Source organism: Salarchaeum japonicum (assembly GCF_020614395.1).
Classification (GTDB): domain Archaea; phylum Halobacteriota; class Halobacteria; order Halobacteriales; family Halobacteriaceae; genus Salarchaeum; species Salarchaeum japonicum.
The window spans coordinates 607,295-629,527 of record NZ_CP085324.1 but is presented as its reverse complement, the minus strand read 5'-3'; the positions used below and the strand labels follow the sequence as shown (position 1 = coordinate 629,527).

Below are 22,233 nucleotides of genomic sequence, written 5' to 3'. Positions count from 1 at the left end.
ATACAGTCATGAGTCCCCCTCCAACCACGCGATACTGGCTATCGTTCTCCGCTCTCGGACTGGCCAGTTCGGTCGCGGGCATCGTGTTCAACCTCGGACCCACCGTCTTGCTCGTGGGCGTCGTGTTGATTCTCGGCGGTGCTGTCCTGGCCGTCGCACAACGCCGGGGAGCGTCTCGAATCGTGATGACGGGGTTACTCAGCGGGATTTCTCTGGGTCTCGCGGCAGTCACGTTCTGGGGATGGACGGAAACGAGAGCGGGCGGATACGGGTGGCTCACGGTCGTGTTCGTCGCCGGAGCGGTTCTGATTCCGCTCCAGAACCGCTATCCGAACCTTTCCGGTGTACTCATTCCGGCCAGTTTTGGCGTTCTCGTGGTGTACGCCGTCCTGCAGCAGAACTGGATTCTGGCGGCGGTTTCGGCTATCGTAACTGTGGTGTTGGCTCGGCAGACGATTCAGCAACGCCGCGAGCGCGTCGGGTAGCGAGTCCGGGTCAGGGCGGGTCTGCGCCCATGTCCTCGGCGGTGTTCACCTCGCCGGTCACTTCCTCTCCGAACACGAGCGGTTTCAGGAGGATGCGGACGGCCTGCACGGAGAGCACGAGGACGAGCGGGCCGAGGAAGAGGCCGTACCAGCCGAACACCATCGAGCCGACGATGTAGCCGAACATCACGATGCCGACGTGCATGCCGCGGCCGGCGATTTCGGGGAGGACGAACGTCATCGGGATGAAGTCGAGGAAGAGGAAGCAGACGACGAGCAGGCCGACGGGGAAGAGCAGGCTGACCTCGGGCGTGGTCGCGGCGCTGTACCCGAGGTAGCCGACGAGCGGGAGGTAGACGACTTTCCCGACGACGAGCGGGATGAGGGCGGCGAGTCCGGTGGCGACGGCGAGCACGGTCGGGAAGGGGATGCCGAGTGCGTGCGGCGCGAGCATGTTGTAGCCGTGGTAGACGACTTCGGCGGCGACTGCGATGACGAACACCATCAGGACGGTGCTGAAGTACATCGTTTCGAGGTCGCGGTCGACGGCGGTGGCGTACGCGTACGTCGCGGAGTCGTCGCCCGCGAACCCCGCGAACCACCCGCGGAGGCGTTTGCCGTCCTTGAGGAGGTAGAACGCGAACAGGGTGGCGAGCACGAGGTTCATCAGGATGCTTGAGAACACGCCGAAGTAGTACTGGGCCTGTTCGAGGATGCTGCTCACCGAGTACTGCTGGGGGTTCTGGAGGTAGGCGACGAGGCGGTCGACCGGCTGTTGGAGGAGGGCGTCCACGTTCACGTACGGCTGGAGGAGTTCCTGGTAGCTCCGGAGGCGCGGGAGGAGTTCGTGAAAGCCCATGAGGGCGAAGTAGCCCGCGACGAGGAAGAACGGGAGCGCGGTGAGGAGGAGGGTGAGGGCGGCGGCGGCGGTCTCGGGGAGGACGCGGTCGAGCCGACGGAAGACGGGGCGGACGCCGTAGTAGATGAAGACGCCGAGAACGAACGTTCCGATGAAGGAGTAGACGGCGAACCCGACGATTGCGGCGAGCACGAGCACGACACCCCAGAGCGGCACGCGCTCGCCCCGGGACGGAATCCACTCGCGCGAACTCACCACAGCCACCCGTGCATACCGAGTCGGTCGGGAGCCGGCGAGAAAAAAGCAGGTGGCCGAACCCACCCGAACCGTTTAGTCGGGCGGCGGACAGGTTCGGCGTATGCCCTCCCGCAGACAGTTCCTCGGCGCGGCCGGTGCGAGCGCGCTCGCCGCGACGGCCGGGTGTTCGCTGCTAGACGACAGGAACGAACTCAGAAGCGACTATCCGGGCGTCGCCTTCGAGGACGGCTGGCGGTCGTTCGGCCACGACCACGCGAACACGCGGTTCGCGCGCGACGCCACCCCGCTCTCCGACCCGGAGACGGCGAGCGTCGTCGAGCGGCCGCCGTCGTGGACGGGGACGACGAGCACCGACGACCGCGTGTTCGTCTCGGACGACGAATGGGTGCACGCGTTCGACACCGCGTCCCGCGAGCGCGTGTGGCGCGCGGAGACGAGGACGCGGTTCCCGCCGACCGTGATCGACGGCGTGGCCTACACGGCCGCTGGCTCCGAACTCCGCGGGTTCGACGTGGACTCGGGCGACCTGGTCGCGCAGGTCGAGTTCCCGGCTCAGGTGGTGACGCCGCCCGCGGTCTCGGTGGATAGCCAGCGGTTCGTCGTCGCGCTCGCGGACGGGCGAGTCGCCGGCGTGGGGCGGTACGACGGTGATGTGTGGACGCGGTCGGTCTGGGGGAATATCGTGTCGATGCCGTCGGTGCACCGCTCCGTGACCGCCGTGGCGACCGCGACGGGCGAGGTGTACGTGTTCCGGACGGACGGGACGCCCGTGTGGCGGACGAACCTCGGCGCGCGCGACCTCCAGTCGCCGGTCGTCGGGGACGAGCGCGTCTACGTCAACGGCCACTACGGGACGCTCGCGGCGCTCTCCCGCCGCACGGGCGAAGTCGTCTGGGAGCGCGACGAGGGCGCGGGGTGGCGGGCGCTCGCGTTCGACGGCCCCCGCCTGTACAGCGGGACGGGCGCGCTCGACGCGCACAGCGTCGAGACGGGGGAGGTCGTGTGGTCGTACGGGCCGGAGGACGCGAACGTCCGGTGCGCGCCCGCGGTCGCCGGGGACACGGTGTTCGTCGGGCGGGACGACGGCGTGCTCGCGGCGCTCGACCGCGAGTCGGGCGACGAGAAGTGGACGCTCCCGCTCGGCGGCTACCTGGGGCCGTCAGTCACCGCGACCGACGGACTCGTCGTCGCGACCGGGCAGAACGACGAGGGGAGTCGGACGACGTTCGTGGTTCAGTCGTAGTCCTCGACGATTTCGACGCCGGAGCTCGCGCCGATGCGTTCCGCGCCGGCGTCGAGCATCGCGAGCGCCTCGTCGGCGGTGCCGACGCCGCCGCTGGCTTTCACGGGCAGGTACTCGGCGAGGAGTTCCACGTCCGCGACGGTCGCGCCGCCGCCCGCGAACCCGGTGGAGGTCTTGAGGTAGTCCGCGCCCGCCTCGTTCGTGAGCTTGCCGGCGGCGTGTTTCTCGGCGTCGGTGAGGAGCGCGGTCTCCACGATGACCTTCACGGGGAGGGGGGTTGCGGCGACGACGCCCTCGATGTCGTCGCGGACGGCGTCGTGTTCGCCGTTCTTCAGGCGGCCGACGTTGAGTACCATATCGAGTTCGTCCGCGCCGTCCTCCCACGCCTGCTCGGCTTCGGCGCGCTTCACCGCGGGGTGGTGCTGGCCGTGCGGGAATCCGACGACGGTCGCGAGCGTCACGTCCGGCGCGTAGTCCGCGGCCTCCGCGACGTAACAGGGCGGGATGCAGGCGTTCATGCCGTACTCCGCGGCGTCGTCGAGCACGCGCTCCACGTCGTCGATGGTGGTCTCGGGGCCGAGGACGGTGTGGTCGATGGCGGCGGCGAGGTCGTCCCGATTCATGGGTGGACGTCGCGGCCTCACCGCATAAACGGCGGGTGTTTACGGCGACGCGCGCCGACCGGGACGCGAGCGCCCCCGCTCTTTTTCCCGACACCCCGCGAAGGCACGGTATGGTTAGCGACGCGGTCGCGGACACTGCGGAGCGCATCGCGTCGATGGACGTGCGGGGGGCGGCGACCATCGCGCGCGCCGCGGCGGACGCGCTCGCCGTCGAAGCCCGGGAGAGCGACGCGGACACCCCCGGGGCGTTCCGCGCGGACGTGACGGCGGCGGCCGACCGCCTCCGGGAGACCCGGCCGACCGCGGTCTCCCTGCCGAACGCGCTCCGGCTCGTGCTCGGCGGGATGCGCGGCGAGAGCGTGCCCGAACTCCGGGAGAGCGTGATTACGGCGGTCGAGGACTTCCGCGCGGAGCTGGACGCCGCCCAGGACGACCTCGGCAGGGTGGGCGGTCGGCGGTTCGCGGACGGCGACACCGTGATGACGCACTGTCACTCGACGGACGCGCTCGCGTGCGTCGAACACGCAGTCGAGTCGGGGAAGTCGCTCTCCGCGTACGTGAAGGAGACGCGTCCCCGGAAGCAGGGCCACATCACCGCCGAGCGGTTGCGGGAACTCGGCGTCGAGACCACTATCATCGTGGATTCGGCCGCCCACCACTTCCTCCCGGAGACCGACCACGTGCTCGTCGGCGCGGACGCGGTGCGCGCGGACGGCGCGGTCGTGAACAAAATCGGCACCGCCGGCCTCGCCGCGAGCGCGAGCGAGCGCGACGTTCCCGTCACCGTCGCCGCCCAGACCCTCAAGCTCGCGCCGCGGACGCTCGCCGGCCACCCCATCGAAATCGAGGAACGCGACCCCGGCGAGGTTCTCGACCCCGACGACGGCCTCGACGTGGCCGTCGCGAACCCCGCGTTCGACGTGACCCCGGCGCGGTACATCGACGCCGTCGTCACCGAACGCGGCCAGTACGCCCCCGAGAGCCTCGTCACGCTGATGCGCGACCGGTACGGGGACCGCCCTGACGACGTGTTCTCCGAGTAGCTGTCAGAGGTGGGGAATCCCCCACGAGAACTCCCCGGCGTTGGTGACGCTCGCAGTCAGGTAGCGGGTTTCCTCGCTCGCCTCGTTCGGAATCGGATTGAACGCGAGATGGCCGCGAGACCCGTCCAGCACGCGCCCGTCGAGGGAGAACTCGATGGCGTACCAGGCCGGTTCGGTGAAGACGCTTCGATACGTCTGTTCGTCACCGGGCTGGAGCGTGGTGGCCGTCGTTATGTTCCGTTGAGAGGGCGGCACGGACGCATAGCCATCGACAGAACGGTTCATGTCGGTCGGTCGAGCGCCAACGTCGGTAACGCGGAGCGAAAGCGAGTGGGGGAGGTCGTGGTTGTTCGCGAACCGGAGCGTCCCGGCGGGATAGTCGTCGTCGCCGGACGTACAGCCGGCGACGCTCCCGGTCAGGCCGACACCGACCGTTGCGAGGAACCGACGACGCGAACACCAGGGAATTGCGTCGTTTTGTTCGGAGGGAGCCATCGTAGGTACGTCCGGGTGGTTATGGATAGCGCCAGTTTTCAGTAACGGTATTGTCGGGAGAAATTTGTTTTCCAGTGACGACGCGCGGAATCCCATACACAGCGAACGCGGGCTGCCGTCTGGTGAGTTCCAGCCTCCTGTAGCGTGGTTATGTAGTATGCGTCCGGGGCGGGCGCGGAGCGGCAACGTTTTCCGGTCGGGCCGCGGGCGTCCGGTATGGTGTTGCCCGCAGGAGTCGAGGTTCCGCCGCTCCCCCACTTGCTCGCGGTGCTGGTGGGCGTGGCGGTGGTGGCGTACGGGCTTCGGGCGGCCCGCGTTCGCGTGACGCCGCGGAGCATCGTGGCGCTCGCGCCGTGGATGGCTGTCGGGTCGACGCTGTACGTCACCTACCAGTTGGACGTACTGCCAGAGCCGGTCGCGCCCTTTGCGAGTTCGCCGATAGTGTACGCGTCCACGTTCGTGCTCGCGGGCCTGTGCTGGCTCGGGGCGAGTCGGACGGACGCGCCGCTCCGCGTGCTCGCAGGCACGGGGTTTCTCGCGCTCGCGGCCCCGGTGGGCGTGGCGCTCCAGTACGGGTCGAACCACGGCGGTCTCACGCTCACGTGGCCGCTGGCGGGGTTGACGGTCGGCGTGGTCGCGGCGGCGGTCGTGTGGACGGTGCTGCGGCGGGTGCGGCCGAACGCGGCGCGGGTGACGTGGCCGGCGGGCGCGCTCGTGGTGCTCGGGCACGCGCTCGACGGCGCGACGACCGCGGTGGGCGTGGACGTGCTCGGGTTCGGGGAGCGCACGCCGCTCTCCCGCCTCATCATGGAGTTCGCGGCGAGCCTGCCGACGGCGGACGCGCTCGGGAGCGGGTGGCTGTTCGTGCTCGTGAAGCTCGCGCTCGCCGCCGCCATCACCGTCCTGCTCGCGGAGTACGTGCGCGAGGAGGAAGCGGAGGGGTCGCTCCTCCTCGGGCTCGTCGCCGCCGTGGGACTGGGGCCGGGAATGCACAACTTCCTGTTGTTCGTGGTGACCGCGCCGTGACCCGGCGCGTGCTCGCGGCCGGTCACGTGAACTGGGACGTGACGTTGCGCGTGGACGCGCTCCCCGACCCGGACGGCGAGGCGCGCATCGAGAGCCAGCACGCCGCGGGCGGCGGGAGCGCGGCGAACGCCGCCGTGTCGCTCGCCGGGCACGGCGTGGACGCGAGCATCCTCGGGAGCGTCGGGGACGACGAGAACGGCCTGCTCGTCGAGCGCGAACTCGCGGAGGCGGGCGTGGACACCGACCGCCTGCGCGTCGTGGACGACGGCGAGACGAGCGTGAAGTACCTCGTCGTCGCGGCGAGCGGCCAGGTGATGGTGCTCGGGAACGACGGCGCGAACGAGGCCGTCGGCCCGGACGACGTGGACGCGGAGACGGTGGCTGACGCCGACCACGTCCACCTGACGAGCCAGCGCCCCGAAACCGCGACCCGGCTCGCGCGACTGGCCGCCGACGCGGGTGCGACGGTGAGTTTCGACCCCGGGCGTCGGCTCGACGCCCGAGACTTCTCCGCGACCATCGAGCGCGCGGACGTGCTGTTCCTGAACGGCCGGGAAGCCGCGTCCGTGCTCGGTTCCGAGTACGCGAACGCGCCGCCGACCCGCGGCGGTCTCGTGGTGGTGAAGCACGGCGCGCGCGGCGCGACCGTCCACACCGCGACCGGGAGCTACGACCACCCCGGATTCGACGTGGACGCGGTGGACACGACGGGCGCGGGCGACGCGTTCGCCGCCGGGTTCCTCGCCGTCGTCCTCGGCGCGGACGGCATCGACGCCGACCGCATCGAGCGCGCGCTGGAGTACGCGAACGCCTGCGGCGCGCTCGCCGCCACCAGCGAGGGCGCGCGCACCGCCCCCGACCGGCCCGAGGTCGAGGCCTTTCTCGACGACCAGTACTGACGGGCGGCGAACCGTTTTGGTGCACGAGTCCGTCTCCCCCGTATGTTCGCCGCGCTCTCGGACCGCGTGCTGTCGCTCTCGGACGGCGTGACGGAGTTCCTCGTCGGCGAGGACGTGCGGTGCGTCGCCGCCGGCGACCGCGGGACGTTCGCCGGAACCGACGACGCCGTCTACCGGCTCCGGGACGGCGGCGCGGAACGCGTCTTCGAGCCGGACGTCGAGTTCGTGACGGCGCTCTGCGTGACGCCCCGGTTCGTGTTCGCGGGCACCGAACCGAGCCGGGTCTATCGGTCGCGCGACGGCGAGACGTGGACGGAGTGCGAGGGACTCGACGCACTCGAATCGAGCGGCGAGTGGTCGTTCCCGCCGCGGCCCGACACCCACCACGTCCGCTGGATTCAGTCCGTCCCCGGCGCGGAGCGACTGTACGTCGCCATCGAGGCGGGCGCGCTCGTCCGCAGTCCGGACGCGGGCGAGACGTGGACTGACCGCGTCGCGCGGGAGGCGTTCGACACGCACACGATGGCCGTGCCCGCGAGCAATCCCGAGCGGGCGTACGCCGCCGCCGGCGACGGGTTCTACGTGACCGCGGACGGCGGCGAGTCCTGGATGCGGCGGGAGTCCGGGCTCTCGGAGACGTACTGCTGGAGCGTCGCCGTCCGCGACGACGACCAAGACGCGCTCGCCGTCTCGTCCGCGACCGGTCCGCGGCGCGCGCACACCCCGGAGACCGCGGACGCGACCGTCTCGTTCTGGGACGACGGCTGGCACGAGTGGACGGCGGGCCTCCCCGACCGCCTGCTCGCGCCGTCGCTCCTCGCGACCCCGGACGAGTGGTACGCGCTCACCGACGGCGCGCTCTACGCCGCCGCGTCGCGCGGGGAGCGCTGGCGGGCGGTTCGGGAGTGGGACGCGCCCCGACAGCGCCCGAACGGCCTCGTCCGGTGAGAACGCGGTACTTTTCTCTCCCCCTCCTGAACTCCGAGTATGGCGAAGCAGCCCCACTTGCTCGTGGCACCGGGCGACGTGAACGACATCGCGCTGATTCCGGGCGACCCCGGCCGCGTCGACCGTATCGCGAAGCAGTGCGAGGACGTGGAGGTCGTCTCGGAGAACCGCGAGTACAAGGTCGTGAACGCGACCTACGAGGGGACGCCCCTCACTATCTGTTCGACCGGCATCGGCTGTCCGTCCGCCGCTATCGCGGTCGAGGAACTGCACGCGGTCGGCGTCGACACCGTGATTCGCGTCGGGACGACGGGCGCGCTCCAGGAGGGCATCGAAATCGGCGACATGATCGTGGCGACGGGCGCGGCGAAGGACGAGGGCACGTCGAAGCGCTACGAGTCCGAGACCCTGCCCGCGGTTCCGGACTACACGGTGCTGTCCGCGCTCGTGGATTCCGCGGAGGCGAACGACGAGGACGTGCACGTCGGCCCCATCGCGTCCGACGACGCGTTCTACGCGGAGACCGACGAGTACGTGTCGGCGTGGGAGGACGCGAACATCCTCTCCGTCGAGATGGAGGCCGCGGCCGTGTTCTCGCTCGCGCGCCGGAAGGGCATGCGCGCCGGCGCGATCTGCACCGTGGACGGCAACCTCGTTGAGGGCACGCAGAAGGGCGCGACCGAGGACGAGGAACTCCCCGAGAAGGCGAAGAACAACGTCGAGCGCGCCATCACGCTCAGCCTGAACGCGGTCACGAACCTCGCGTAACGCGAAAGACGCAAAAACCCCGAACGGAATGTGAGGGGTATGCTCGACCGGCTCCGTGAGCGCATCCGTGCCGCGCGCCGCCGAGCCGGCCGTATCGAACGCCGCGAGGTGAACGAGTTCCGGCGGTGGCTCGAAACGACGAGCAACCTCACCCGGGTCTCCGTCCTCCTGTTCGTCCCCCTCCTCATGGGGTTCGTCACCCTGCTCTCCCAGCTCGTGCCGAACATCTCCTTCCTGCTCTTCCCGCCGCTCGCGTCCAGCACGTACACGCTGTTCGCCGACCCCGAGGGCCGGTACGCCGACCCCCGGCGGTTCGTCGGCGGGCTGACGCTCGGCGCATTTTGTGGCTGGCTCGCGCTCGAAGCGACCGCCATCGCGTACGGCGTGTCCCCGACGACGATGGACGTGCACGCGAGCGGCGCGGCGCTCGCCATCCTCTTCACGGGCGTCTCCACGTGGCTCCTCGACCTCGAACTCCCCACCGCGTTCTCGACCGCGCTCCTCGTTCTCCTGACGGGGAACGCCCAGCTCGCCTACCTGGCGGGCGTGCTCGTGTCCTCGCTCGTCGTCGCGGGCGTGTTCGTCGCGTGGCGACGCCAGTTCTACGAACAGCGCGCGCGCTACCTCTACCAGACGACGCAGGGCGACGACCACGTGCTCGTGCCGATGCGCGGCGAGCACGTCACGGAGACGGCGATGTTCGGCGCGCGCGTCGCCGCCGCGCACGACGCCGCGAAAGTCGTCCTGTTGGACGTGATGGACGAGCGCACGGTGGCGCAGGCGACCCGCGCCCGGTTGGACGAGGGCGTGGAGAACCCGGAGGAGTGCGCGCAGGAGGAGGTGGCGGCGGAGGCGGCGCGCGAACTCGAACGCCACGCCGCCCACATCGAGACCCGGGTCGGCGTCCCCGTCGAGGTCGTGGTCGCGGTCGACCGCCAGGCCCCCGCGGAGACCGTCTTCGATACCGCGGAGCGCACGAACTGCGACCTCGTCGTCACGCCGTACGAGGAGGAGGACGACGCCACGTCGCCGTTCGTCCGCACGATCCTACGGGGGCCGGTGGACGCCATCGCGTTCCGCTCCGCAACGGGGAGCACGACGTGGAAGCGCGTGATGGTGCCGGTGCGAACCGCGAGCGACCTCGCGCACGCGATGATAGACTACGCCGCCCGCCTCGCCGGGCACGCGGGCACGGTGAGCGTCTGCACCTGCATCGACCACGAGCGCGAGCGCCGGAGCGCGGAGTCGATGCTCGCGAACCTCGTGGAGACAATCGAGTGCCGCTCCGAGACGCGGGTGTCGCGCTCCAGCATCGAGTCGTTCATCGAGCGCAACGACGCCCACTACGACCTCGTCGTGCTCGGCGCGAGTTCGAACCGCTCCGCGGCCTCCCGGGTGGTGTCGCCGCCGACGTTCAGCCGCATCGACGACGTGGAGACGGACGTGGCGGTCGTCCACCGAACCTGACTCAGGCGGGCTTGCGCGCGGCGATGCTCGCGGAGACGAGGAAGTCGCTCGGGTCGTGGTCGGCCGCCCACTCGGAGAGCATCTCCGCGCCGTCGTCCACGGGCGTTATTTCGACGTCAGCGAACCCGGCGTCCGCGAGGAGCGCGCGAAGGCGGTCGATGGTGGACGCGCCGGCGACGCACGCGGCGACGGCGTCCGGGTCGGCGCGGAGTTCCGGCGGCACGTCGGCGGTGAGCACCACGTCGGAGACGGCGAGGCGGCCGCCGGGACGGAGCGCGCGGTACGCCTCCGCGAACACGCGGGGTTTGTCGGGCGAGAGGTTGATGACGCAGTTCGAGATGACGGCGTCGATGGTGGCGTCGGCGACGGGGAGGTGTTCGATTTCGCCGAGGCGGAACTCGACGTTCTCGTAGTCGTCGCTGGCGGCTTTCTCGCGGGCGCGTTCGACCATTTCGGGCGTCATGTCCACGCCGACGACGCGGCCGGCGGGGCCGACGCGGTCGGCGGCGAGGAAGCAGTCGAACCCCGCGCCCGACCCGAGGTCGAGAACGGTCTCGCCGGAGGAGAGCGCGGCGATGGCGTCGGGGTTCCCACAGCCGAGGCCGAGGTTGGCGTCGCTCGCGTCGCCCGTCGCGTCCGCGTCGTCGTAGCCCGCCTGTCGGGCGCGTTCGACCGCGGCCTCGTCGGTTCCACAGCAAGCGTCGGTGTCGTCCGCGATGGCGGCGTAGCGCTCGCGGACTGCGCGGCGTTGGCGGTCTGCGTCCAGCGAGTCCGGGCGCTCGCGGCGGTCGTCAATCGAACCCATGCAACTACCTGAACAGCTGTTCAGATAACTGTTTCGCGGCGGCTAGTCGTCTTCGAGGAGTTCCTCGGCGACGCGCTCCGAGTTCTCGTCGCCGAACGCAGACCGCATGAGGAGGTGGCCGCCGATGACCGCGGGACTGATGACGGCGTCCGCGCCCGCGCGGCGGAGCTTCGGTTCGTTCTCCTTGTCGGTGGCGGCGGCGACGATGCGGACGTCCGCGTTCATCTGGCGGGCGGTGAGGACGACGAGCGCGTCCTCGCCGTCGTTGTTTGTGGCGGCGACGACGGCGCGCGCGTGGTCGATGCCCGCGCGGTCGAGGACGGCTTCGTCGCTCGGGTCCGCGACGAGCACGGTCTCCTCGGGGAGTTTGTCCGGCACCGACGCGTCCGGCGTGACGACGACGAACGGCGTGTCGTTCTCGCGGAGTTCGACGATGAGCGGTTCTGTGAGGTCGCCGTAGCCCGCGACGATGACGTGATTGTCGAGGGCTTCGAGTTGTGATTGAGTCATGCGTCCGAGTGCGTTCGCGAACCGGGCTTCGATGGCGGGACCGAGGAGCGCGCCGAGCGCGATGGCGAAACTCGCGGTCCCGAGAACCAGCACGCTCAGCCCGAACAGGCGGCCGGTCTGGGTGGTGGGCGTGATGTCGCCGTACCCGACGGTGGAGGAGGTGACGAGCGTGAACCAGAACGCGTCGAGGACGGTGTCGATGGCGGGGAAGTGCTCGCGGAGCGCGTACGCGCCGACGGTGCCGTAAATCTGGATGCCGGTGAGCGCGATAGCCGCGGAGAGCTGGGTGGTGGAGAGGGAGACCGAGCGGTCGAAGCGATCCTTGGTGAGGAGGACGACCGGGAGGGAGACGAGTGAGAGCGCGATGAGGGGCGTGGAGTAGATGCTCGTCTGGACGACGCCCTGCACGGCCGTGAAGGGGAGGAGGACGGCGGTGGAGTACCAGGCGGCGCGGAGGCCGCGGCGCATCCCGAGCGCGCTGAACACCATCAGGAACCCGGTGAGCGCGCCCGTGAACCCCGCGGCTTGCTTCACGCTCTCCGGGAGGTAGGGCGCGACCGGACCGAAGTGTCCGGGCTGGCTGATTTCGACGACGCCCGTGACGACGGAAAGCACGGCGACGAGCATCGTCAGACCGACCGCGATGCGGCCGGTCGCCAGGGACTCGCGCGAGACGACCATACCCGCATAGGATGGCCGCGCGAGTATAAGCGAGGCGGTTCTGGCGGGCGGTACTGGTAAGGCGTCCCCGCCTCCACACGACGTATGGCAGTGGAGTCAGGATTGGCGGTGCAGGTGCTCCGCGGCATCTACCTCGGCCTGCTGGCCGGCGTGGTGCCGGTGCTGGTGTCGTTCGGGTTCGGGTTCGTGTTCAAGTACGTCACCGGACTCACGATTCCCGCGCTCGGTGTCGTCGTGCTCGCGGTCGCGGTCGCCGGCATCAACGGCGGGCTCCTCGCGTTCAACGACCAGACCATCCTCCAGTCCGCGAACAGCACGACCGTTCTCACCGCGCTCATGGTCATCCTGATGATGAGTTTCTACGCGCACGCCCAGGGCGACCGCCTCGGCGGCACGCTCCCGAAGCGAATCAGCCTCGCGCGCATCCGGGAGCGCACGTTCAACCGCGACGTGGTGGAACTCGTCGGCACGCGCGGCCAGGTGCGAGTGGAGGTCGTGGGGGACGTCGCGGACATGGAGGGCTACCCGCCGCTCCCCGAGCCGCTCCGCGCGGAGATTCGGGAGACCGAGTGGACGTTCCCCGCCGACCTCCCGGTGGGCGAGATAGAGACGCGGTTCGAAGACCGGTTGCAGAGCGAGTTCGACCTCGCGGCCGCGGACGCGACGCTCGACGAACAGGCGCGCGCCACCGTCGTCGCCGCGCCGCCGGTGTCGGGCGTGTCGAAGCGCGTGCCGTCGGGGAAGCGCGCGGTGTCCGTGGAGGCGCTCGTGCCGACCGGGGTCGCGCGCGGGGACGCGGTGACGGTGTTCGCGGGCGGGACGACCGCCACCGGCACGGTCGTGAGCGCGAAGTCGGGCGAGAAGAAGGCGGAGTCGAACCCGGCGGACGCGGACGCGTCGACCGACGGCGGGACGGACGCGGGCGGCGCGGCGGCCGTGGGGACGACGACCGGCGGGAACGGCCGGGTGACGGTCGCGCTCGACCGCGCGGACGCGACGGCGGTGCTCGCGGCCGATGGCGGGACGGTGGTGGTGCGGTCGCGGGGCACCCGGCGCGAGTTCGAACTCGTGAGCCTCCTGCGGCGCGCCGGCCACCGCCTCCGCCGCGTCACCGTCGGCGCGGACAGCGCGCTCGCCGGCCGCACGCTCGCGGAGAGCGACCCCCGCGACGAGCACGGCGTCGTCGTGCTCGCGGTTCGGCACGACGGCGCGTGGACGATGGCTCCCCGGGGGAGCACGCGCCTGGAGGCGGGCGACGACGCGTTCGTCGTCGGGTCGCGGGACGCCCTCGACGCCTTCGACGGGGTGGTCGCGTGATAGCCCAGACGCTGTTCGGGGTGTCGGCGCTCGCCGCCGCCCGCCTGTTCGGCCTCACGGTGCTCGCGGGCGTCACCGCGGGCGTCGTCGCGCTCGGCTACCGGTGGTACTTCCGCGACCGCGTCCCGACCGGTCTCGCGGTGCTCGCCGCCGTCGCGTCGGTCGCGCTCTACCTGAACACGAAATCCGCCGTGACGCAAGTGCTCGCCGGCCAGTCCGAGCTGTTCGAAATGAACGTCGTCCTCTTCAACAGCGCCGCGTTCGCGCTCGCCACCGCGGTCGGGCCGGTCGGCCAGCGAACCGGCGACCGAATCGCCGTCTCCGCGTTCGCCGCCGCGGGCGCGCGAGAGGTGACGGGCGAGGTGAGCCAGCTCGTGCAGGCCGTCGGGCGGGTCGTCGCCGTCACGCTCCCCGAGGACGTGGGCGACATCGAGGAGTACGAACCCGCCGAGGCGTCCGTGAAGGACGACATCGCGGGGAAGACCCTCATCTTCCCGCGCCGGCTCACCGTCGAGGAACTCCGCGAGCGCGTCGTGAACCGGCTGAAGGACGACCACGACGTGGGGTACGTGGACGTGGAGATGGAACCCGACGGCACCGTCACCTACCTCGCGGTCGGCCGCCGCCTCGCCGGTATCGGCCCGACGCTCGGCCCCGGTACCGCCGCGGTCGCCGTCACCGCAGACCCCCCGAACTCCGCGAGCGCGGGCGACGTGGTGCAGGTGTGGACGACCGGCGAAACCCCCGAGCGCGTCGCGACCGCGGAACTCCGCGCGACCGCCGGGGACACCGTCACGCTCGCGCTCGACGAAGCCGACGCCGAGCGGGTCGCGGGCGGCCGGTACCGCCTCCTCACCCTTCCCTCGACGCCGAGCGCCGACCGCGAGTTCGCCGCGCTCCTCCGCGCCGCGGACGAGACGATGGCCGCCATCCGCGTCGCGCCCGACGGCCCGCTCGCCGGCACCCGCCTCCGGGACGTCGAAGCGACCGTCGTCGCCGTCCGCCCCCAGGACGGCCCCGTGGAGCCGATTCCGTCCCGCGACCGCCGGCTCGCGGGGAACGACTGGCTGTACGTCGTCGCGCGCCCCGAAACCCTCCGCCGCATCGAAGCGGACGCCGGCGGCGCGCCCGGGGAGTCGGGAGGCTCTTAGGGCTCGCAGTCCGACCCACTCGACATGAACGCCGAGTGGAAGTTATTCGCGGACCTCGCGGAAGTCGCGGGCGACGGCCACGTCGCCGTGACAGTGGAAACCCCGACCGTCGGGGCCGCCCTCGACGCCCTTCTCGCCGACCGTCCCGCGCTCGAAGACAGAGTGCTGGACGACGACGGCAGACTCCACGACCACATCAACGTCCTCCGGAACGGCGCGCCCGTGGACGACCTCGACGCGACCGTCGAGGACGGCGACGAACTCGCGCTGTTCCCGCCCGTGAGCGGCGGGTAGAAGTCAGTAGTCGGCGGTGAGGTCGGCGGCGGTGACGAAGTCGGGTTCGTCGCCGATATCGACGCGGGCGGCGGCCACGTCGCTGACGAACTCGGCGTCCTCGGGAATGAGGACGCGCACCCGATCGATGTCGCGTTCTGCGGCGTCCCGGCTGACGGCGGCGAGGAGCGCCTCGCAGGCCCGGGTGTCGTGCCAGACGCCGACGCCGTAATCCGCCCACGTCACCGACTCGCCGTCCTCGTTCTCGCGGTCGTAGTCGCGGACGCGGTAGGCCGCCGCTCGCGCGCCCCGGTCGTTCGTGAGCGCGATGGTTCGCGGCGCGTCCCGGAGCGTCTCCTTCGTGATTTCGCTGAGCGCCCAGGCCTCGTTCAGGTCGAGGCCGAGACCGGCGAGTTCGTCGAACGCGCGGCTGGACTGGATGGCGCGCCACGCCGCGTGCACGTCCTCGGTCTCGGTATAGTCGTGGGCGGCGTCGGGGTCGGGGTCGGGGTGCACCCAGCGGAACTCGGTCTCGGGTTCGAAGCCGGCGGCGCGGGAGAGCCCCAAGCCCATGACGTTCCACGAGAACACCATGTTCCGGGCGACGGTCGCGCCCGTCTCGCGCGCCCAGTCGAAGCCCGCGTGCGTCATCCGGGTGCCGAGCGACTTCCCGCGGTGGTCGGGGTCGACCCGCATCCCCTGCGCCCACGCCTCGTGGTCGCTCAGGCGGACGATTTGGAAGACGCCGGCCGCGGTGCCGTCCACGTCCGCGACGAACGTGCGCTGGGTGTCGTCGTCGGACTCGACCCAGTCCTCGAAGACGCGCGGGATGTAGTCGCCGTTCTCCCGCCGGTCGCTCCACGTGTCCTGCGTGAACGCCGCGACCGCCTCGGAATCGTCCAGGCGGGCCTGCCGAATCGTTACTGCCATGGCGTCGAGCGGTCGGTGAGTTCGCCGGCGACGGGCGTGCGGAACGCCTCGTCCACGCTCTCCTCGCTCGCGTTCGCCAGCACCCACATCAGTTTGACTTTCGCCGTGCCGGGGAGCGTGTCCTCGCCCTCGATGATACCGGCGTCCAGGAGGTCGCGGCCCGTATCGTACACGCGGTCACAGACGCGGCCTTCGAGGCACTGACTCGTCATCACGACCGCCGTCCCGTCGCTCGTCAGGTCGTCGATGCGGCCGACGAGGTCGGAGTGGACGTGTCCGAGGCCCGTGCCCTCGATGACGACGCCCGCCTTCCCCTCGCAGAGGTCGAGAAAGCCCGGATCCATGTTCGGCGTGAACTTCACGAGCGCCACGTCCTCCTCGATGGCGGGCGCGATGTCGAGTTCGACGCCGCCGCGCTCCGCGGTCTCCCGGGTGAACTCGACGGTCTCGGTCTCGTACTCGACGTACCCGAGCGGGTCCGCGCCGACCGTCTCGAACGCGTCCCGGCGGCTCGTGTGGTTCTTCCGCACGCGCGTGCCGCGGTGGAGCGCGCACCGGTCGTCGCTCTCCGAGGCGTGCATGCACACCATCACCTCGGCGGCGTCCGACTTCGCGGCCTCCACCGAACAGACGGCGTTCATCACGTTGTCCGAGGAGGGGCGGTCGGCGGAGCGCTGGCTTCCCGTGAACACCACGGGAACCGGCGTGTCGAGCATGAACGCGAGCGCGGACGCCGAGTACTGCATCGTGTCCGTGCCGTGCATCACGACGACGCCGTCCGCGCCGGCCTCGATTTCGTCGTGGACCGCGCGGGCGAGGTCCTGCCAGATGGACGGCTCCATGTTCTCGGAGAGGATGTTCGCCACGACGCGCCCGCGGTAGTTCGCGCGACCCGCGAGGTCGGGGACGGCGCGGAGCACGTCCTCGGCGTCGAACTGCGCGGTCACCGCGCCCGTCCGATAGTCCACCGTGGAGGCGATGGTGCCGCCCGTGCTGATGAGCGAGATGGTGGGTAGGTCGTCGTCGAAATCGACCTCGGAGACGCTGCCGGTGTCGCTCTCCTCGCGCTCCAGTTCGTACACGTCGGACTCGACGACGGTCACGTCGGCGTCCTCGCGGCTGATACCGACGTTGTAGCCGCTGTCGAGTTTCAGGACGAGCGTCTCCGGCGACGAGGACGGGAGGACGACGCCCTCCGTCTCCTCGCCCGCGCGGCTGACGCGAACGCGATCCCCAGTGTTCATACCCGAACCCAGCGGTGGCGCGGACTAAAAGGATTCTACTCCGCGATGCGCCAGCCGTCGCCGTCCTCCTCCACGATACCGCGCTCGCGGAGGCGGACGAGCGTGCTCTCCACGACGGACGGCGGCGCGTTCACGCGGTCGGCGAGCGCCCGCGTGTCCAGCGGGCGGTCGACGATTTCCGCGAGCACGTCCGGGACGAGGTGGTCGTCGTCCTCCGTGGCGGCGTCCGCGATGTCGGACTGCACATCCGCGAGCCGGCCCTGCACCCAGCGCTGGGCCATCGAGAGTTCGCGCTCCAGTTCGCGGAGGTCGCGGAGCTCCGCGGCCAGCCCGCTGACTTCCGGTTCGTCGGCGATTTCGAGGTCGATGCTGAGGTGCGTACACCGGCCCAAATCGAGCGTGGTGCTCGCGGGGTACGCGCTCTTCGCGCCGAACTCGTAGGGGCTGACGCTCACTTCAAGGCGGAGGTTGCGCGCGATGTGGAAGTACTTCCGGCGGCGGTCGTCCGTGTGGCTCTCCACGAGCCCGGCGTCTTCGAGGCGGCGCAAGTGGTCGATGACGGCCTTCGGGCTGACGCCGATGTACTCGCTTATCTCGGTGACGTAGCACGGCTTCTGCGCGAGCAGTCGCAGGATGCGACGCCGATTGGCGTTACCGAGCAGGTCGAGGAGCGCCCCGGAATCCATTACCGCGCGACGGTTAGGGACTCGCGTTCAAAAGGGTGACTCCCCGCGAACCGCGGGGTCGAACGCGGCGGGCCGGCCGTTCCCGTCGCCGCTCCCGCCGGCGTTCCCGCCGCGGGTTCCGCGCCGCGTGGTCGTCGCGCCGTCGCTCGCGTTCCCGGCGTCGCGCGTCGTCGTGTCCGCCCCGCCGGCGTTCCCGGCGTTCTCGCCACCGCGTGTCGTCGTGCCGTCAGGCGGCCCCTGGGTCGTGTTCTCAGGCGGCCCGCGCGTCGTGTTCTCAGGAGGGCCCGGGGTGGTGTTCTCCGGCGGGCCAGTGGTGCGGTTCTCGGACGGGCCCCGGGTGGTGTTCTCGGGCGGCCCGCGGGGCGCGTCGGTGCCGCGTCCCGGGATGTCGCCGGGCGGGCCGCGCGTGGCGGCCGCGGCGGCGGACGCGTTCTCCACGAGCGTCTGGAGGCCGGGCGGCGTGGCGTTGTGCGCGCGGGCGACGGACGCGGTGTCGTTCGCGGACGCCGCGAGTTGCTGGTAGCGCGCGGACAGTTCCGCCATCTGCGCGCGGAACGCGAGCGGGGAGAGCGAGCCGTTCTGGCGGGCGTCAACGAGCGCCTGCCGGCGCTCCTGGAGTTCGCTGAGGCGTTCCTGGAGGGTGGCGACGCGCCGCGTCACGTCGTCGGTCGCGTTCTCGGAGCGGTTCACGGACGCCTCCCAGAGTCCCTGGTCGACGGTGCCGTTCGCGTCCGCGGCGTTCGACGCCATGAACGAGGAGAGGCTCGCGCCGAAGCTCGCGTTCTCGGCCGTGTCGTTCGCGGTGGTGTTGTTCGCAGCGGCGTCCGCCACGGCGGGCGCGACTCCGGCCGTCGCTCCAGCGGCGACGACGGCGGTGAGGGTCGCGGCGGCGAGCGCGACCGCGGCGACGAGGGCGGCGCGATTCATCACCCGACCGTACGACCTGCAGGGTAAAAACCCGGTCGTTCGTTCGAACCGTTTTCGGGGCGTGAACGGTCGCGCAGCCGTTCGATAAAAGCCTTCGCCGACGCGCTTAACTACTACCGTGGTAAACGGTAACATGTATGTTCGAGGTGTTTTCGAACGGCTACTACCTCGGTCGGCTCGTGGTGGAGCCGCACGACGGCGACCGCGCGGCGATGCAGCGCCGCCAGCACGAGCGCGTGAACGAACAGCTCTACGCGTCCGGCGAGGGCGTGGAGCGAACCGACTACCCGCTCGTGATGAAACTCGACACCGCCCACCTCCGCGTCCACGGGAGCGCCGACGTGCCCGCGGACACGCTCGCCGTCCCCCGCGACCTCCTCGAACGCGTCTCCGTGGACAACCCGCCCGCGCTCCGCGAAGTCCTGCTCGCGAAGGCTGACCACGCCGAACGCCTCGTCCGCACGGGCGCAGTTTAAATAGGAAGCCGACGCCAGCGGGCGGCGTGACGTGACCCAGGGGGCGCGCGTCCCGCGAACACGGCAGTCCGCCGCGCGCCCGCCAGCGAGGACTGTCCGTCAGCCCATTCGCTACGTTTTTCCGGCCAGCGGGCGGTCGTCCGGTCGATGCTGGACAGACTCCTCGGGCGCGCGCACCTGAAAGACCGCGTCGAGGAACTCGAAGACGAGGTCGAGAGCCTGCGGGCGCAACTCGACGCCGAGGGCGAGCGCCGCCGGGACGCGGTCGCGGCGAAACAGGAGGCCGAAGAGGAGGTCAATCGGCTGGAAGACCGCGTCGAGGAGCTCCGCGACCGCGTGGAGCGCGCGGAGACCGTCGAGGAGGAACTCGACTTCCGCGGAACCGCCGACGTGTTCGGTGAGCGCCTCGACCGATTGCTCGCGCGGCTCGAAACCGTGGACGCGCCCGGCGACGGCGCGCTGACCGCGATGGTGGACGACCGGATTCCGGGGAGCGTGCGCGACGCGTTCGGTGAGCGCGCGGCGCTCGTGGAGCGCGCGAGCCCCTGTCTCGCGGTTCGGGACGCCGACGGCGTCGTGAGCGCGACGCTCCGCCCGCCGATTGCGCCGGAGCCGTTCGACGCGTGGAGCGACGGCTTCGAGGTCGAACGGGAGTGGTTCGAGCCGACGGGCGAGTTCGCGCTGGCGGTCGTGCGCGCCGACCTGTTCGCGCTCGGCACGTACGACGGCCGCGAGCGCACCGGGTTCGAAGGGTTCGAGAGCGACGTGAAGTCGAAGCACTCGAAGGGCGGGTTCAGTCAGGGCCGGTTCGAGCGCCGGCGCGACGAGCAGGTCGCGGAACACATCGAACGGTGCGAGGACGCGCTGGACGCGCTGGACACCGAGACCGTGTACGTCGTCGGGGAGCGCACGCTCCTCCCGGAGTTCGCGGAGCGAGCGGCCGAGACCGCGCCGTCGGACGCGACCGGCGACCCCGAGGACGCGCTCGCGGAGGCGTTCCGGGACTTCTGGACCGTTCGCCTCCGGTTGATTTAGGACGGGCGGTGTCCATGTGGCGGGTATGCGTATCGCACTGCTCGCACACGAGAAGTTCCCCGACCGCGCGAAGACCGCGGTCGGCGTCATGCGGTACGGCGACCACGAGGTCGTCGCCGTGGTCGACCGCGACAACGCCGGCAAGCGCGTGAACGACCTCATCGACGACGTTCCGGACGCCCCGGTCGTCGCGTCGATGAGCGAGGTCGAGGACGAGGTCGATGGGTTGCTCATCGGCATCGCACCCATCGGCGGCGGGTTCGACGAGTCCTGGCGGCCGGACGTGCGGAACGCGCTCGAACGCGGCCTCGAAGTGGTTTCGGGCCTCCACTACTTCCTCGCCGAGGACGACGAGTTCGCGCGCCTCGCGGCCGAGCACGGCGGCGAACTCTGGGACGTGCGGAAGCCGTCGCCCGACCTCACCGTCGCGGACGGCGTCGCGGACGAGGTGAGCGCGGAGGTCGTGCTCACCGTCGGCACGGACTGCTCGGTGGGGAAGATGACGACGACGCTCGAACTCGTCGCGGCCGCGGAGGACGCGGGGTACGACGCGGCGTTCGTCCCGACCGGCCAGACCGGCATCATGATCGCCGGCTGGGGGAACCCGATCGACCGCGTGGTGTCCGACTTCACGGCGGGCGCGGTGGAGGAGATGATTCTGGAGGTCGGCGACGACCACGACGTGGTGTTCGTCGAGGGCCAGGGGAGCATCGTCCACCCCGCGTACTCCGCGGTGACCTGCGGCATCCTCCACGGGTCGATGGCGGACAAACTCGTGCTCTGCCACGAGCACGACCGCGACTCCGTGCACGGCTACGACCAGGAGTTGCCGCCGCTCCCCGAGTACGTGTCGCTCTACGAGTCGCTCGCCGCGCCCGTCCACGAGACGGAGGTCGTCGCCGGCGCGCTGAACACGCGTGGCGTGGACGGCGACGACGCGGCGCGCGAGGCCGTCGAGTCGTACGCCGACACCATCGACGTGCCCGCGACCGACCCGGTGCGCTTCGGCATGGACGAGGTGCTCGACGACATCCTATGACCCTGGAAGCCGAGTTCGACCGGGTGAGCCTCCCGCTCGAACACGCGTTCACCATCGCGCGCGGCACCACGGCGACCGCGGAGAACGTCGTCGTTCGCATCGAAGACGACGAGGGGAACACGGGCGTGGGAGCGGCCGCGCCCTCGACGCACTACGGCGAGACCGCGAGTACCGTGGAAGCCGTCCTCCCCGACCTCCTGTCCGTGGTCGAGGAAGTCGGTGACCCGCACGCCCTCGACCGAATCGAGACGGGGATGCGGGAGGCGGTGTCGGGGAATCCGGCGGCGCGGTGCGCGGTGAGTATCGCGCTCCACGACCTCGCGGCGAAGCGCGCGGGCCTCCCCCTGTATCGGTACTGGGGACTCGACCCCGAGCAATCGGTGACCTCGTCGTTCACCATCGGATTGGACGACACCGAGACGATGCGGGAGAAGACCCGGGAGGCCGTGGCGGCGGGGTACGGGACGCTGAAGGTGAAACTCGGGACGCCGCGGGACGAAGAGATCGTCCGAACCGTGCGGGAGGCCGCGCCGGACGCGACAATCCGCGTGGACGCGAACGAGGCGTGGACGCCCCGCGAGGCCGTCGCGAACACCGAGTGGCTGGCGGAGTACGGCGTGGAGTTCGTCGAACAGCCGGTGCCCGCGGAGAACGCCGACGGGTTGGAGTTCGTCTACGAGCGAAGCGCGCTCCCGATTGCGGCGGACGAGTCCTGCGTCACGCTCGCGGACGTGCCCGCCCTCGCGGGCCGCGCGGACATCGCGAACATCAAACTCATGAAGTGCGGCGGTCTGCGGGAGGCGACGCGGATGATTCACGCCGCCCGCGCCCAGGGCCTCGAAGTCATGCTCGGCTGTATGGTGGAGACGAACGCCGCCATCGCCGCGGCCTGCCACCTCGCGCCCCTGCTCGACTACGCCGACCTCGACGGCTCCCTCCTCCTCGCGGACGACCCCTACGAGGGCGTGCCGCTCCCCGGCGGCTACATAGACCTCGACGCCGTCGAGCGGTCGGGGACGTGCGCGCGCCCCGTCGAGTAAGCGGT

24 protein-coding genes are annotated in these 22,233 nt (G+C 70.8%); 15 read left to right on the top strand and 9 right to left on the bottom strand.

Going from position 1 to position 22,233, the window contains the following annotated elements:
* The first annotated feature begins 8 nt into the window (after window positions 1-8).
* Window positions 9-485 carry a hypothetical protein gene (locus LI334_RS03555; RefSeq protein ID WP_227261801.1) on the top strand — a complete coding sequence of 159 codons (477 nt, stop codon included), beginning with the start codon at window positions 9-11 and terminating at the stop codon, window positions 483-485.
* 10 nt (window positions 486-495) lie between these two features.
* On the opposite strand, the gene LI334_RS03550 is transcribed toward LI334_RS03555, so the two are convergent.
* Window positions 496-1,599 carry an AI-2E family transporter gene (locus LI334_RS03550; protein ID WP_227261800.1) on the bottom strand — a complete coding sequence of 368 codons (1,104 nt, stop codon included), beginning with the start codon at window positions 1,597-1,599 and terminating at the stop codon, window positions 496-498.
* Between the two features lie 103 nt (window positions 1,600-1,702).
* Between LI334_RS03550 and LI334_RS03545 the strand changes: the two genes are divergently transcribed.
* Window positions 1,703-2,845, top strand: coding sequence for an outer membrane protein assembly factor BamB family protein (locus LI334_RS03545; protein ID WP_227261799.1), 1,143 nt, complete (start codon window positions 1,703-1,705; stop codon window positions 2,843-2,845).
* Here the strand turns inward: LI334_RS03545 and deoC are convergent.
* Window positions 2,836-3,468, bottom strand: a complete 633-nt coding sequence (deoC, locus tag LI334_RS03540) for a deoxyribose-phosphate aldolase (protein WP_227261798.1) — start codon at window positions 3,466-3,468, stop codon at window positions 2,836-2,838. The genes LI334_RS03545 and deoC overlap by 10 nt on opposite strands.
* 110 nt (window positions 3,469-3,578) lie before the next feature.
* On the opposite strand from deoC, the gene LI334_RS03535 reads away from it, so the two are divergent.
* Window positions 3,579-4,511 carry a ribose 1,5-bisphosphate isomerase gene (locus LI334_RS03535; RefSeq protein ID WP_227261797.1) on the top strand — a complete coding sequence of 311 codons (933 nt, stop codon included), beginning with the start codon at window positions 3,579-3,581 and terminating at the stop codon, window positions 4,509-4,511.
* Window positions 4,512-4,514: 3 nt separating this feature from the next.
* On the opposite strand, the gene LI334_RS03530 is transcribed toward LI334_RS03535, so the two are convergent.
* The gene (locus LI334_RS03530; RefSeq protein ID WP_227261796.1) at window positions 4,515-5,006 is read right to left on the bottom strand and encodes a hypothetical protein; all 492 of its coding nucleotides are present in this window, start codon (window positions 5,004-5,006) and stop codon (window positions 4,515-4,517) included.
* A gap of 216 nt (window positions 5,007-5,222) precedes the next feature.
* Between LI334_RS03530 and LI334_RS03525 the strand changes: the two genes are divergently transcribed.
* Genes LI334_RS03525 through LI334_RS03505 form a run of 5 tightly spaced genes read left to right on the top strand, consistent with a single transcriptional unit; the run spans window position 5,223 to window position 10,114 of the window.
* On the top strand, window positions 5,223-6,032 hold the full coding sequence (locus tag LI334_RS03525; RefSeq protein ID WP_227261795.1) for a DUF63 family protein: 810 nt from the start codon (window positions 5,223-5,225) through the stop codon (window positions 6,030-6,032).
* Window positions 6,029-6,931 (top strand): carbohydrate kinase family protein, encoded by a 903-nt coding sequence (locus LI334_RS03520; RefSeq protein WP_227261794.1) that lies wholly within the window; start codon window positions 6,029-6,031, stop codon window positions 6,929-6,931. Before LI334_RS03525 ends, LI334_RS03520 begins: the two co-directional genes overlap by 4 nt.
* Before the next feature lie 42 nt (window positions 6,932-6,973).
* A complete protein-coding gene (locus tag LI334_RS03515) occupies window positions 6,974-7,879 on the top strand; it encodes a beta propeller repeat protein (protein ID WP_227261793.1) in 906 nt (301 codons plus the stop codon).
* Window positions 7,880-7,918: 39 nt separating this feature from the next.
* Complete coding sequence (locus LI334_RS03510; RefSeq protein WP_227261792.1) at window positions 7,919-8,647, top strand: nucleoside phosphorylase; 729 nt, start codon at window positions 7,919-7,921, stop codon at window positions 8,645-8,647.
* Between the two features lie 39 nt (window positions 8,648-8,686).
* Window positions 8,687-10,114: an HPP family protein gene (locus LI334_RS03505; protein ID WP_227261791.1), complete on the top strand. Its 1,428-nt coding sequence runs from the start codon at window positions 8,687-8,689 to the stop codon at window positions 10,112-10,114.
* Window position 10,115: 1 nt separating this feature from the next.
* Here LI334_RS03505 and arsM read toward each other — a convergent pair whose 3' ends face one another.
* A complete protein-coding gene (gene arsM / locus LI334_RS03500) occupies window positions 10,116-10,919 on the bottom strand; it encodes an arsenite methyltransferase (protein WP_227261790.1) in 804 nt (267 codons plus the stop codon).
* Between the two features lie 42 nt (window positions 10,920-10,961).
* The gene (locus LI334_RS03495) at window positions 10,962-12,110 is read right to left on the bottom strand and encodes an NAD-binding protein (protein WP_227261789.1); all 1,149 of its coding nucleotides are present in this window, start codon (window positions 12,108-12,110) and stop codon (window positions 10,962-10,964) included.
* Between the two features lie 84 nt (window positions 12,111-12,194).
* Here LI334_RS03495 and LI334_RS03490 point away from each other — a divergent pair, with 84 nt between their 5' ends.
* The 3 genes from LI334_RS03490 to LI334_RS03480 are packed head-to-tail and all read left to right on the top strand — an operon-like array spanning window position 12,195 to window position 14,872.
* Window positions 12,195-13,427 (top strand): potassium channel family protein, encoded by a 1,233-nt coding sequence (locus tag LI334_RS03490; RefSeq protein WP_227261788.1) that lies wholly within the window; start codon window positions 12,195-12,197, stop codon window positions 13,425-13,427.
* The gene (locus LI334_RS03485; RefSeq protein WP_227261787.1) at window positions 13,424-14,578 is read left to right on the top strand and encodes a potassium transporter TrkA; all 1,155 of its coding nucleotides are present in this window, start codon (window positions 13,424-13,426) and stop codon (window positions 14,576-14,578) included. Before LI334_RS03490 ends, LI334_RS03485 begins: the two co-directional genes overlap by 4 nt.
* Before the next feature lie 24 nt (window positions 14,579-14,602).
* Complete coding sequence (locus LI334_RS03480) at window positions 14,603-14,872, top strand: ubiquitin-like small modifier protein 1 (RefSeq protein WP_227261786.1); 270 nt, start codon at window positions 14,603-14,605, stop codon at window positions 14,870-14,872.
* 3 nt (window positions 14,873-14,875) lie between these two features.
* Here the strand turns inward: LI334_RS03480 and LI334_RS03475 are convergent, their stop codons facing one another.
* Genes LI334_RS03475 through LI334_RS03460 form a run of 4 tightly spaced genes read right to left on the bottom strand, consistent with a single transcriptional unit; the run spans window position 14,876 to window position 18,638 of the window.
* Complete coding sequence (locus LI334_RS03475) at window positions 14,876-15,781, bottom strand: GNAT family N-acetyltransferase (protein ID WP_227261785.1); 906 nt, start codon at window positions 15,779-15,781, stop codon at window positions 14,876-14,878.
* Entirely contained in the window at window positions 15,772-17,025 is a 1,254-nt protein-coding gene (gene gatD / locus LI334_RS03470; RefSeq protein WP_227261784.1) for a Glu-tRNA(Gln) amidotransferase subunit GatD, read from the bottom strand. Before gatD ends, LI334_RS03475 begins: the two co-directional genes overlap by 10 nt.
* Before the next feature lie 35 nt (window positions 17,026-17,060).
* Window positions 17,061-17,711, bottom strand: a complete 651-nt coding sequence (locus LI334_RS03465; protein WP_227261783.1) for an ArsR/SmtB family transcription factor — start codon at window positions 17,709-17,711, stop codon at window positions 17,061-17,063.
* Between the two features lie 27 nt (window positions 17,712-17,738).
* The gene (locus tag LI334_RS03460; RefSeq protein WP_227261782.1) at window positions 17,739-18,638 is read right to left on the bottom strand and encodes a hypothetical protein; all 900 of its coding nucleotides are present in this window, start codon (window positions 18,636-18,638) and stop codon (window positions 17,739-17,741) included.
* Window positions 18,639-18,775: 137 nt separating this feature from the next.
* On the opposite strand from LI334_RS03460, the gene LI334_RS03455 reads away from it, so the two are divergent.
* The 4 genes from LI334_RS03455 (at window position 18,776) to LI334_RS03440 (ending at window position 22,228) form a co-directional block, all read left to right on the top strand.
* Window positions 18,776-19,114: a DUF5802 family protein gene (locus tag LI334_RS03455; RefSeq protein ID WP_227261781.1), complete on the top strand. Its 339-nt coding sequence runs from the start codon at window positions 18,776-18,778 to the stop codon at window positions 19,112-19,114.
* Between the two features lie 147 nt (window positions 19,115-19,261).
* Window positions 19,262-20,149 carry a Vms1/Ankzf1 family peptidyl-tRNA hydrolase gene (locus tag LI334_RS03450; RefSeq protein ID WP_227261780.1) on the top strand — a complete coding sequence of 296 codons (888 nt, stop codon included), beginning with the start codon at window positions 19,262-19,264 and terminating at the stop codon, window positions 20,147-20,149.
* A gap of 25 nt (window positions 20,150-20,174) precedes the next feature.
* Complete coding sequence (locus LI334_RS03445) at window positions 20,175-21,188, top strand: DUF1611 domain-containing protein (RefSeq protein ID WP_227261779.1); 1,014 nt, start codon at window positions 20,175-20,177, stop codon at window positions 21,186-21,188.
* Window positions 21,185-22,228: a dipeptide epimerase gene (locus LI334_RS03440; protein ID WP_227261778.1), complete on the top strand. Its 1,044-nt coding sequence runs from the start codon at window positions 21,185-21,187 to the stop codon at window positions 22,226-22,228. The genes LI334_RS03445 and LI334_RS03440 overlap by 4 nt, the downstream gene beginning before the upstream one ends.
* The last annotated feature ends 5 nt before the right edge of the window (window positions 22,229-22,233 follow it).